This window comes from Bradyrhizobium sp. STM 3843 (assembly GCF_000239815.1).
GTDB lineage: Bacteria > Pseudomonadota > Alphaproteobacteria > Rhizobiales > Xanthobacteraceae > Bradyrhizobium.
In genome coordinates, this window is record NZ_CAFK01000323.1 from 1 (window position 1) to 12,577 (window position 12,577).

Annotated in this window: 6 protein-coding genes; 5 read left to right on the forward strand and 1 reads right to left on the reverse strand. The window is 63.7% G+C overall.

All coding sequences use genetic code 11. The features are described from left to right. Positions 1-239: 239 nt before the first annotated feature. The 4 genes from BRAS3843_RS35505 (at position 240) to BRAS3843_RS35520 (ending at position 9,685) form a co-directional block, all read left to right on the forward strand. Positions 240-1,700 carry an AAA family ATPase gene (locus tag BRAS3843_RS35505; RefSeq protein ID WP_035983910.1) on the forward strand — a complete coding sequence of 487 codons (1,461 nt, stop codon included), beginning with the start codon at positions 240-242 and terminating at the stop codon, positions 1,698-1,700. Positions 1,701-2,729: 1,029 nt separating this feature from the next. Continuing rightward, on the forward strand, positions 2,730-5,330 hold the full coding sequence (locus BRAS3843_RS35510) for a TIGR02302 family protein (protein WP_008974099.1): 2,601 nt from the start codon (positions 2,730-2,732) through the stop codon (positions 5,328-5,330). 241 nt (positions 5,331-5,571) lie between these two features. Continuing rightward, positions 5,572-6,528: a multidrug transporter gene (locus BRAS3843_RS35515; protein WP_050886592.1), complete on the forward strand. Its 957-nt coding sequence runs from the start codon at positions 5,572-5,574 to the stop codon at positions 6,526-6,528. Then, positions 6,521-9,685, forward strand: a complete 3,165-nt coding sequence (locus BRAS3843_RS35520; protein WP_008974101.1) for an efflux RND transporter permease subunit — start codon at positions 6,521-6,523, stop codon at positions 9,683-9,685. Before BRAS3843_RS35515 ends, BRAS3843_RS35520 begins: the two co-directional genes overlap by 8 nt. A 45-nt stretch (positions 9,686-9,730) precedes the next feature. Here BRAS3843_RS35520 and chrA read toward each other — a convergent pair whose 3' ends face one another. Continuing rightward, positions 9,731-10,975: a chromate efflux transporter gene (chrA, locus tag BRAS3843_RS35525; RefSeq protein ID WP_008974102.1), complete on the reverse strand. Its 1,245-nt coding sequence runs from the start codon at positions 10,973-10,975 to the stop codon at positions 9,731-9,733. A gap of 157 nt (positions 10,976-11,132) precedes the next feature. On the opposite strand from chrA, the gene BRAS3843_RS35530 reads away from it, so the two are divergent. Next, on the forward strand, positions 11,133-12,569 hold the full coding sequence (locus BRAS3843_RS35530) for a multicopper oxidase family protein (RefSeq protein WP_008974103.1): 1,437 nt from the start codon (positions 11,133-11,135) through the stop codon (positions 12,567-12,569). Positions 12,570-12,577 lie beyond the last annotated feature (8 nt).

Sequence of the window (12,577 nt, forward strand, 5' to 3'; positions counted from 1 at the left end):
AACGAGCGCTTCCTCACACGCATCGAGAAGCTGACCGGACGGGTGCTCAAACCCGGTAAGCGCGGGCCGAAGCCAGCGGAGGCGGAGGATCGATGAGTGCACCCGACCGGGCCGGTGCACTGTCACCGTAAAGCTGGTGAAGTGGTCGAGGTTTGATCCGCGGAATGCATGTTAACAAGCTTGACGATGTCTCGTTTTGTTGGCCTAGTTGGGTCATTGCAACTAAAGCGAGATTGGATATGAGTGTTGCACCCTCGACATTAAGGGCACTAGGAACGCGTGTAGCAAAGCGAAACTATCAAAAATATTTGCTAGAAGTCCGTTTGCGAAATGTGCGCGCCTTCGGTGATCAGAAGATCACGTTAGCATTTCCAGTAACGGCAGTAATAGGTACAAATGGTGGCGGCAAATCTACTATCTTAGGAGCCGCCGCGCTCGCCTATAAATCGGTGAAGCCAGGAGATTTTTTTCCAAAGTCGAATGTTGGAGATACATCGATGGCCGATTGGCGCATCGAATATGACATTCTAGATCGGGAAGTGGCAAATGCTGCGCTGAGCAAGAACGCTCGATTCGTAGCTGCAAAGTGGAGGCGGGACAATTCTCTCGACCGAGACGTGATAGTTTTCAAGATACAAAGAACTGTTCCTGCTGGAGAGCAAACAAGATACAAGAAATTTATTGGGATGACGCAGCGAAACCCTATCATCACGCCGCTGCCGGTTGCAGTAAGAAGGCACGCCGGTCACATACTCGGTAAAGATCTTACAGCGTTTAAGCTCGCAAAATTGCACAAAACGGACGAAGATTACATTCTTCTCGGCTATCAAAAAGCGAATGACTACTCGCAGTTCCACTTCGGCGCGGGAGAAGCGTCAATTATCGAGATGGTTACAAGAATCGAGGCCGCAGATAATGAGGCTTTGATCTTGATCGAAGAGATTGAGAATGGGCTTCATCCTGTAGCCACCGAACGGATGGTGGAGTACTTGATCGGTGCGGCCGAAAGAAAGCGCCTCCAAGTAATTTTCACAACGCATTCCGAGTATGCGCTCAAAAAGCTACCGCCCGAGGCTATTTGGGCTTGCATTGACGGCGAGGCTTATCAGGGGCGCCTGTCAATCGACAGTTTACGTGCGATCACGGGTGGCGGCGAGAAGGAGCGAGTTATCTTTGTCGAAGACGACTTTGCTGTAGATTGGGTCGAAGATATCCTGCGACAATACGACATGAAGGCGCTAGCAGCGACAGAAATTCATGCCGCCGGAGGATACCCTTATCTTATCAGCGTTGCGGAACATCACAACAAGAACCCCAGCATATCGAAAAGAGCGATTGCAGTGGTCGATGGTGACCAGCCAATTGCAGCAAGTGGCAAAATACTAAAGTTGCCGGGCGAGATTCCGGAAAGTGAAGTATACGGCTATATATCCGAAAACGCCCAATCGCTTTCGAGCTTGGTACAGCAACGCTGCCAGTGCCCTAATTTAAGTCAAGATGAAATTGTAAAGGCGATCAAGAAAGCAGAGATCGACACCACTGATCCGCATTTGATTTTCCGTACTCTAGGCGAGTGCCTCGGTTTCATGTCAGAAATCGTGGTGCGACGTGGTATGATCTCAATCTATGACGAGAGAAATAAATCGTCAGTTCAGTCTCTTGCGAAATCCCTGGTTGCATTCGTTCGAGACGATAATTGAGCCTGCGAGCAGGCTGGGAAAATGTTTGATTCGTTCAGGAGTGAGCGGGCAAGTAACTTGCTTCAGCGGCGAGCTTCGTGTCGTTGAAATGGATGTTTGATGGCTGAGCGAAAAAAGGATCTTTGGGTGAAAGTTACGGCGACACCGTGATTAGCTATCCGGTTCGATGCTGCGTATGCGTTGATCAGGTCGACAGCGGACGCTAGGTAGCAACGGCTCCGGATCAGCTTTTCGGCTTGCGATCGACGGTTAGCGCTGAATGCGTGCCCCTCTCGTCGCGTCGAACGACTAAGTTCACGAACACTTTCAACGCGTCGCGCCCGTTCGGCCCTCGCGCAAAATATTCCTATTGCGTTTTTTCCGAAATTGTGCTTTGATGATCCCATCCCGCCCCACCGAGGGGGCGCTTCGCGATCGTCACGGACGTCGGGTGCGGGATGCGGTGGGCGTGTCGGGTCGCAGCGCGAACTGTCTCGTGCGGACGAACGATCCCGATGCGACGGTGAAGTCGCGTGGTTCTGGCATCCCGGTGCTGATGCCAAGCAGGCCGATGACGAATCGCCTGCGACGGGGGCAACAAAGCCGGTCCCCGGGAAGAGCGCGTATAAATCGTAACACCATCGCGCAGGGAAGGTCGGGATGTCTCGGCTGATCCTGTGGTGACTGCCGCCTGCGTTCTTTGTTGCAGGCGGGCCATGGGAGAGGCCAGCTCCCGACCTTCCCTGCGCCCTCGACTTAACGAGGGCGGCATTGCCGGACAAAACTCGGGCGCAATCTGCCGCGAGAACGAACGCTCATGTGGATGCGTGACGACCATCTTTCGGGTTCATGGCAAGCGGCCTCTGATGTGTAGGCGGGATCAACCTGGTCGCGCGCAAAGCTGGTGGAATCGCCCCGTAAATGCCCGGGGAACCTGCTCGGTCACACTCGCGTGTGATCGGACCATCGAAGGCGGGAAAGTCCGCAGGAACGGGTGGCCGGCTTGCGCCTTTGTGGTAGGCTGGCGGTCCGGGCAACCTGGAGAGTTTGTTGAGCGGTGCCACTCCTGATCCGGCTCGGCCGGTAACCACCCCTGATGCGCTGGCGCGGCTGAAGCTGACGCAAGCGTTGCAGCAGGCGCGCCTCGCGATCGCATGGGAGCGCGGCTGGCCGCATCTCGCGCGCGTACTGACCGCGATCGGCCTGTTTTTGGTGGTGTCCTGGGCCGGGCTGTGGCTGTCGCTGCCGTTTGCCGCACGCGTGATCGGGGTCGGCCTGTTCGTCCTGCTCACGCTGGCTGCGCTGGTGCCGGCGCTCCGGTTCCGCTGGCCGACCCGCGACGAGGGCTTGGCGCGGCTCGATCGCGCTTCCGGAATCGCGCACCGCCCGGCCACCGCCCTCACCGACACCCTGTCCACGCAGGACCCGATCGCGCGCGCATTGTGGCAGGCGCAGCGCGAGCGCACGCTGGCCTCGATCAAGCGGATCCGTGCCGGCCGGCCGCGTCCGCGGCTGTCGCTGCATGATCCCTGGGCGCTGCGCGCTTTGGTCGTGGTGCTGATGGTCGCGACCTATGTCGCAGCCGGCGACGAGCGGACCATGCGGGTCGCCTCGGCCTTCGACTGGAACGGCGTGCTGGCGCCGGTCGCGGTTCGCGTCGACGCCTGGGTGAATCCGCCGGTCTACACCGGCCGGCCACCGATCATCCTGTCGGCGGCCAACAAGGACGCGGCATTGCCGCCCAGCGGCGTGCTCGCGGTGCCCGCGGGCAGCACCCTGATCGTGCGTGCGAGCGGCACCAATCTCGACGTCGTCACCGGTGGCGGCATCACCGAGGCGGCGACCACCGAGCCGGTGCCCCAGGGCACCATCGAGAAGCACTACACCATCGCGACCGACGGCACCGTCCATGTGCGCGCGCCCTCCGGCCAGCCGCAATGGGCGTTCGCCGCGACTCCGGACCGGCCGCCGACCATCAGCTTCGCCAAGGATCCGGAGCGCCAGGCGAAAGGCGCGCTGAAACTGTCCTACAAGCTCGAGGACGATTACGGCGTCTCCGAAGCGCAGGCCCATGTCGCCGCGCGCTCGGCCGACAAGCAGCCAAGGGAGCCGAGTGCGCAAGCGCCGCGGCCGCTGTTCCAGCCGCCGGAGTTTCCGCTGGTGCTGCCGAATGCGCGGACCCGCAACGGCGTCGGGCAGACGGTGAAGGACCTCAGTGAGGATCCCTACGCCGGCGCCGATGTCACGATCACGCTGACGGCCAAGGACGAAGGCGGCAATGAGGGCAAGAGCGAGCCGTTCGAGACGCGGCTGCCGGAGCGGCTGTTCACCAAGCCGTTGGCGCGCGCGCTGATCGAGCAGCGCCGCATCCTGGCGCTCGACGCCAACCGCAATGGCGACGTGTTCACCGCGCTCGATGCGCTGTTGATCGCGCCCGAGCTGTTCACGCCGGAGACGGGGCAGTATCTCGGCCTCCGCTCGGTCACCAGCCAGCTCGAGGCCGCGCGCACCGATGACGCGCTCCGCGAGGTGGTCGCCAGCCTCTGGGCGCTCGCCGTCACCATCGAGGACGGCAACATCACCGACGTCGACAAGGCGCTGCGCGCGGCGCAGGACGCGTTGAAGCAGGCGCTGGAGCGCGGCGCCAGCGACGAGGAGATCAAGAAGCTGACGCAGGACCTGCGCCAGGCGATGGACAACTACATGCGCCAGCTCGCCGAGCAGCTGCGCAACAATCCGCAGCTGGCGCAGCGCCCGCTCGATCCCAACACCAAGTTCCTGCGGCAGCAGGACCTGCAGAACATGATCGACCGCATGGAGCGGCTGTCGCGCTCCGGCGACAAGGAAGGCGCGCGCGAGCTGCTCGAACAGCTGCAGCAGATGCTGGAAAACCTGCAGATGGCGCAGCCCGGCCAGGGCGACGACAACGAGATGGAGCAGTCGCTCAACGAGCTCGGCGACATGATCCGCAAGCAGCAGCAGTTGCGCGACAAGACCTTCAAGCAGGGCCAGGACTCCCGGCGCGACCGCATGCGCGGCAAGCAGCAGGGCGATCAGGACCAGAGCTTCGGTGACCTGCAGCAGGATCAGCAGGCGCTGCGCGACCGGCTCAAGCAGCTTCAGGACCAGCTTGCCAAGCGCGGCATGGGTCAGGGGCAGCGCGGCCAGAAGGGGCAAAAGGGTCAGCAAGGTCAACAGGGTCAGAGCGGCCAAGGTGACCAGGGTGATCAAGGCGACCAGGGAGATCAGGGCGACGGTCTCGACGAGGCCGACAGCGCGATGGGGGATGCCGGCAGCCAGCTCGGCGACGGCAATCCCGACGGCGCCGTGGAGAGCCAGGGCAAGGCGCTCGACGCGCTGCGCAAGGGCGCGCAGAGCCTGGCCGAGGCGATGCAGCAGGGCGACGGCGAGCAGCAGGGCGACGGTCAGGGCAGCCGCGTCGGCCGTCAGGCCGGCAATGGGCAGACCGATCCGCTCGGCCGCCCCTGGCATCCCGGTCGCGACATCGACGATTTCTCCCAGAAGGTCCCCGGCGAGATCGACGTTCAGCGCGTCCGCCGCATCCTGGAAGAGCTGCGCCGCCGGCTTGCCGATCCGTCGCGGCCGCAGATCGAGCTGGACTACATCGAGCGGCTGTTGAAGGACTATTAGCAGGACGATGAGCGGGAGTGTCGCGATCGAGGCGGTCCGGATCGCCCGCTGGTGTCATCGGGTGCGGGCCAATGTCGCCCCTTGAAGCCCGGTCTTCAGGGCGATAATCGTTGCAGACCGACAAGCTCCAGGTGTCCTCTTGCCCAGAAATGGCGGATTCGTGCGCAGGTTCGCCGTTGCCGTTTGCCTGCTGACGGCGGGCTCCCTGATCTGGGCCGCCGCCCGAACCGGCGCCGCGCCTTTGCAGACAAACGACGACGGCCCGGACAATGCGGCGTCGTCTTCCGCCGCACATGCGTCGCCCGGTACCGTCAGCCTTTCCGCCGTGCAGCAGCGGCAGATCGGGCTGCAGACCGCAGTCCTGGAGGCGGCGCCTCATCCTGAGCAATTCCGGGCCTATGGCGCCGTACTCGATGTCGCCCGGGTGACCGAGCTCACCAACAGCTACACCAATGCCCAGGCGCAGTTGCAGACGGCGCAGGCCAAGTTCGACGTGGCCAAGAGCGCGTTCGACCGGGTCCAGAACCTCGTCCAATCTGCGGCGATGCCGAAGAAGGACGTCGAGACCGCCGAAGGAACGCTCCGAACCGATCAGGCCTCCCTCGCTGCCGCGGAATCGCAGGTGAAGACGCTCGCGGCGACCGCGCGGCAGGAATGGGGCGTCGTGATCGGAAAGTGGATCGTCGAGCGCTCACCGCATGTCCTGCGATTGATCGAGCGCGACCAGTTTCTTGTTCAGGTCACCTTGCCGCCGGGCGTGGTCCTCACCGGGGAGCCGCGGGCCGCGCTGGCGCAAGCGCCGACACAGAGCGCCAACATCGATCTCTCCTACATCTCCCCGGCCACGCGAACGGACGCGCGGATCCAGGGGCTCAGCTACTTCTTTGTGGCATCCGGCGACAGCGGCCTGCTGCCAGGGATGAACACCACGGTCTATGTCCCCTCGGGCAAGACCTATGAGGGCGTCTTCGTCGAGGACACTGCCATCGTCCAATGGCAGGGCCGGTCGTGGGTGTATCTCCGCGCCGGACCCACCAGCTTCAAGCGGCATCCGATCAGCACGGATCAGCCTGTGTCCGACGACGACTACGTCGTGCAGGATATCCCGCCGGGCTCCGAGATCGTGGTACGGGGCGCGCAGGTTCTGCTGTCCGAAGAGGCCAGGAGCGAGCTTCGGGGCGACGACGACAATGATTGACGGCGTCGGCCCGACACCGGCGGGGCCGCAGGCGGCGTTGGTTTCCTTTGCCATCCGCTTCCGCGGGATCGTGCTCGCGCTCGCATGCGCCATCGCCGGCTACGGCCTGTTTGCCCTCGGCAATGCGAGCTATGGCGTGTTTCCCGAATTCGCTCCGCCGCAGGTCTCGGTCCAGACCGAAGCGCCGGGCCTCGGCCCCGAGCAGGTCGAGGTCCTCGTCACCCAGCCGGTCGAAACATCGATTAGTGGCTTGCCTGGGATCGAGAGCATGCGCTCATCCTCGATTCAGGGCTTGTCGGTCCTGACGGTGATCTTTCAGCCGGGCAGCGACATCTACCGGGCACGGCAACTGGTCGCCGAGCGCCTCGGGGTCCTTGCCAGCCGCCTTCCGCAAGGCGTGCAGCCTCCTTCCATGACGCCGCTGACGTCCTCAGCCGGCACCGTGCTCGTGATCGGCCTGACCTCCGAGCGGCGCTCGCTGATGGATTTGCGCACGCTTGCGGACTGGACGGTGGGCAGGCGGCTCTTGGCTGTGCCCGGCGTGGCGCAGATATCGACCTACGGAGGCGACACGAGGTCGCTGCAAGTGCAGGTCCGCCCCGACGATCTGGTCCGGTTCAACGTCGGCATGAATGACGTTCTGACCGCAGCGCGGAAAGCCACTGGGGTCCGCGGAGCCGGGTTCGTCGACACGGCCAATCAGCGCGTCGTCTTACAGACGCAGGGCCAATCGTTGACGGCCGAACAACTCGCTCGCACGGTTCTCTTCCACCATGATGGCGCAAGCGTCGTGCTCGGCGATGTTGCCACGGTCGAGACCGCGCCCGAGCCGCCGATCGGTGCTGCGCTGATCAACGGACGGCCCGGGATCATGCTGATGATCAGTCAGCAATACGGCGCGAACACCCGCGAGGTCGCGACGCGGGTCGAAGCGGCGCTGCGGGACTTGCGGCCGGCGCTGGAGACCGAAGCGGTCCAGCTCCATGCCGATCTGTTTCGCCCGGCAAGTTTCATCGATACGGCGACCAGCAACGTCCTGTACGCGCTGCTGATCGGCGGCGCGCTGGTGATCATCGTCCTGCTGCTGTTCTTGTTTGATTGGCGCACTTCCGTCATCAGCTGCACCGCAATTCCGCTGTCGCTGCTCGCGGCCGTGCTTGCCCTGGAATGGATGGGCGAAAGCCTCAATACGATGACCCTCGGCGGACTTGCGATCGCCATCGGCGAAGTCGTCGATGACGCCGTGATCGGCGTCGAGAATGTCGTGCGCCGCTTGCGCGAGAATCGCCATTCCGCGACACCTCGCGCCGAGGCGCAAGTCGTGCTTGGCGCCATGCTCGAGGTCCGCACCTCTGTCGTCTACGCGACCTTTGCGGCGCTCATGGTGTTCGTGCCGATCCTTGTCCTTCCGGGGGTCGCCGGCCGCCTGTTTGGGCCTCTCGGCATCGCCTATATCCTCGCTGTGGCGGCCTCGCTCGTTGTCGCGCTCACGGTCACGCCTGCGCTCTCCATGGTCCTGCTGGCGGGAAAGACGGCTGCGGGCCGAAAGCACAGACCGCCGCCCCTGGTGCGCTGGTCACGTCGCCACTACGAAAGTTTGCTGCGAGGGATCGGGAGGTTTCCTCGGTTGGTGGTCGCGACCGCGGTGCTTCTCACCATGCTGGGGGCCGGCATGTTGCCGTTCTTCGGTGGCACCTTCCTGCCCGATCTGAAGGAGGGTCATCTGATCCTGCACGTGTCCGCGATTCCCGGGACGTCGCTCGATGAATCACTGCGCATCGGCAAGCTGATCACCGATGCCCTTCGAACCGTGCCGGGCGTGCGCAGCGTGGCCCAGCATGTGGGACGCGCCGAGGCGGGCATCGACACGGTCGGTCCCCACTCCAGCGAGTTCGAGATCGACTTCCAGCCAGGGCTGTCCGGGGCGGACCAGGAAACGACGGAGACGCGCATTCGATCTGCCTTGGCGGACTTCCCCGGCATCGTCTTTTCGATCAAGACCTATTTGACCGAGCGCATCGAGGAGACGGTGTCCGGCTTCAACGCAGCGGTGGTCGTGAACGTCTTCGGTCCCGATCTCGACTCATTACAGCGCGCGGCACGCGACATTGCCCGTGAGCTCGGGGAGGTTCGGGGCGCGATCGAGGTCCAGCAACAAGCTCCGCCGGGGATGCCGCAGGTCGATGTGACGCTTCGCCCGACCGATCTGCAGCGATGGGGATTGGACTCGGTCGATGTGCTGGAACTGATCCGGACGGCGTATCAGGGTGACGTGGTCGGTCAGGCCTATGAAGGTAACACGGTCTTCAACGTGATCGTCAGGATGGACACGCGTGCCAACGCCCGTCTTTCTCAGATTGGCGACATGCCTCTGCGGACACCGAGCGGCGCTTATGTTCTGCTGAGGCAGATCGCGGACGTCTACGGTGCGTCCGGTCGCTATCAGGTCCTCCATCGAGACGGGCAACGCGCTCAGACGGTTACTGCCGGTGTCAGCGGGCGTGACCTCGAATCCTTTGTTGCCGATGCCAGACGGAAGATCGCCAGCGAAGTCAAGCTTCCGCCCGGTGCCCATGTCGAGTTCGCGGGAGCGGCCGAGGCGCAGGCCCGGTCGCGGCGCGATCTCCTGGTGAATTCACTGCTGGCGGCGACTGGCATCGTCCTGCTGCTATCGTTCGTCACTGGCCACTGGCGCAATTTGGTGCTCGTCCTCATCAACCTGCCGTTTGCGTTTGTGGGCGGCGTGTTCGCGGTCGCATTCACGGGCAGATTGCTGTCCCTCGGCTCGATGGTCGGGTTTGTCACCCTGTTTGGAATCACGCTTCGCAACTCCATCCTGATGATCTCGCATTATGAGCATCTGGTCACCGTCGAACGTCGTGTCTGGGGAGCTGAGACGGCAATTGAGGGCGCGGCCGATCGCCTCGTTCCGATCTTGATGACTTCGCTTGTGACGGGCCTCGGCTTGCTGCCGCTGGCGCTCGGCGCCGGCGAGCCGGGCCGTGAAATCGAAGGGCCGATGGCCATCGTGATTGTCGGCGGCCTCGTGACCTCGATGGCACTGAACCTTCTCGTGCTGCCGCCGCTTGCATTGCGCTATGCGCGGTTCGATGTCGCGTCGCCCGATGCGACGTGCCAGGAGACGTCAGGATCCTGACGCATACGCAGATCTCTCGACCTCGCGAGCGGAGCGACCCTCGATCTACGATCCCGCTGCCGCGAGCAGGACGCCTCCGACCGCGCTGATCGCCACGACGACGAGTGGCGGCGCGCGCCAGGCGGTGAGCAGCACGAAGCCGACCAGCGCCAGGCCGAAATCCCGCCTGTTGTGCACGGTGCTGGTCCAGACCGGGTTGTACAGCGCCGCGCCAAGAAGGCCGACCACCGCGGCGTTGACGCCGCGCATCATCGCCTGCGCGCCGGCGCGTCTCCGGAACGAGTCCCAGAATGGCAGGGCGCCGAGCAGGATCAAAATTCCCGGCAGAAAGATGCCGACGAGACCCAGCACTGCCCCCGCCAGCCCGTGCGGCTCTGGCGTGACCACCGCTCCCAGATAGGCTGCGAAAGTGAACAGCGGCCCCGGCACCGCCTGGGCCGCGCCGTAGCCGGCGAGGAACGCATCGTCGCTCAGCCAGCCCGGCGTGACGAAGGCCTCGCGCAGCAGCGGCAGCACGACGTGGCCGCCGCCGAAGACGAGCGCGCCCGAGCGATAGAAGGCGTCGAACAGCGCCACGCCGGACGATCCGGTCGCAGCGCGCACCAGCGGAAGCCCGATCAGCAGCAGGAAGAAGGCCGCGAGTGCAACGAGGCCCGCGGTCCGCGACACAGGCATCTCGATGTGCCCGGACGGCGCGGCGACCTCGCTGCGGCAGAGCAGGACCCCGGCGATCCCGCCGAGCAGGATCGCGCCGATCTGCACGACCGACTGTGTGCTGAACAATATGATCAGCGCGGCTGCGACCGCGATCGACGCGCGCTCGCGATCCGGGCAGAGCGTGCGGGCCATGCCCCAGACGGCCTGCGCCACGATTGCGACCGCGGTCAGCTTGAGGCCGTGCAGCAGTCCGTTGCCGAGTGGTCCGCTCAGCGCACTGGCGCCATAGGCGAACAGGATCAGTGCGATGGCGGACGGCAGGGTGAAGCCGGTCCACGCGGCGAGCGCGCCGAGATAGCCGGCGCGCATCAGCCCGATCGAAAACCCGACCTGGCTGCTGGCCGGCCCGGGGAGGAACTGGCAGAGCCCGACGAGGTCGGCGAAGGCATGTTCGTCGATCCACCTCCGGCGCACGACGAACTCGTCGCGGAAATAGCCGATATGGGCGATCGGCCCACCGAAGCAGGTCAGCCCGAGCCTGAGAAAGATCAGGAGCACTTGCGTCGGCGATGTGCGATCAGCTCGCTCCCCTTCGGAGACCGGCTCGGGATCGGCGATAGCTCCTTCTTTCATACGACCTCCATCTACCGGCGTCCCCCTTCATATCGGTTCCCGATGAAGCCTCAAGTCAAGCATCAACTTGTTTTGTTGCCACCGCTCCCTTGTTTGGCTGCGTCACCCGTCGGACATTGCGGGCTCGCGACGTGTCGCGTTTTGAGCGGAGCAGGTGATGACCACCTACGATCGAGACCGAGAGATGCGCCAGGCACTGCCGCGCCTCAGCCGCAGAACATTGCTGCGCGGCGCCCAAGCCGGCGCGGTCTCGCTGCTGGCGGCCCGGACCATGCCTCTCGTCCGCGCTCAGACGACGCAGAGTGAGGCTGCCGACTACAAGATCAGCATCGCGCCGACCTCGATCGAGATCGCACCGGGCAAGGTGATCAAGACCACCGCCTATAATGGGAGCGTTCCCGGTCCGGCGCTGCGGCTCAAGGAAGGCAGGGCAGTCCGGATCGATGTCAGCAATGAGTCCGGTTACCCCAATCTGATCCACTGGCACGGCCTGATGATTCCCGCGACTGAGGACGGTGCAACGGAAGAAGGTTCGCCGATCATTGCGCCGGGCAAGACGCTGACCTATTCGTATACGCCGAAGCCGTCGGGGACGCGCTGGTATCACAGCCACGCGATGGCGATGACCGATCTCAATAAGAGCACCTATACCGGTGAATTCGGCTTTCTGATCGTGGAGCCCGCGGCCGGCGATCCCGGGAGCTACGATCGCGAGGTGCTGCTTGCGGCCCACCATTGGGATGGCCATTGGGTCAGTCTGCAGGACATCAAGAAAGGTCCGCCGCCGGACAATGGCCTCGAGGTCATGTATCACGCCGCCACCTTGGGCGACCGCATGCTCGGTCACGGCGAGCCGATCCGGGTCCGTGAAGGCGAGCGCGTGCTGTTTCGGCTGCTCAATGCGAGCGGCAACATGGGCATCTCGCTCGCGCTGCCGGGGCACCGGTTCAAGGTCCTCGCGCTCGACGGCAACCCGGTTCCGACCTCCGCGACGGTCGATGTGCTGAAGCTGGACGTTGCCGAGCGGGCCGACGTGATCGTCGAGATGAACAATCCCGGCATCTGGGTGTTCGGCTCGACCGATGACGAGGATCGCAACATGGGCATGGGCGTGGTCGTGGAATATGCCAACCGCAGCGGTGAACCTGCCTGGTCGGCGCCTGCCAATCCCAAATGGGACTGTACCGCGTTCGGTCGCCCCGGCGCGGCGGCTGCTGCACCCGACGAGACGATCGGCCTGAAATTCGAGAAAATTCCGGGCGGTCGGGGCGGCTACAACCGCTGGACCATCAACGGCAAGTCCTGGCCTGAGACCAATCCGTTGTTCACGGTCACCGAGGGCAAGCGTTACCGCCTGCTGCTCAACAACAACAGCGGAGACGAACATCCGGTGCATCTGCATCGGCATTCCTTCGAGATCACCAAGGTCGGCGACAAGCCGACATCCGGCGTCATCAAGGACACCATCAGCCTGCCGCGCTTCTCGACCGCCGAGATCGATTTCGTCGCCGACGATCCGGGCGCGACCTTCTTCCACTGCCATCACCAGGATCACATGGACGAAGGTTTTGCCGGCCTGATCACCTATCGATAGGCGTGCGT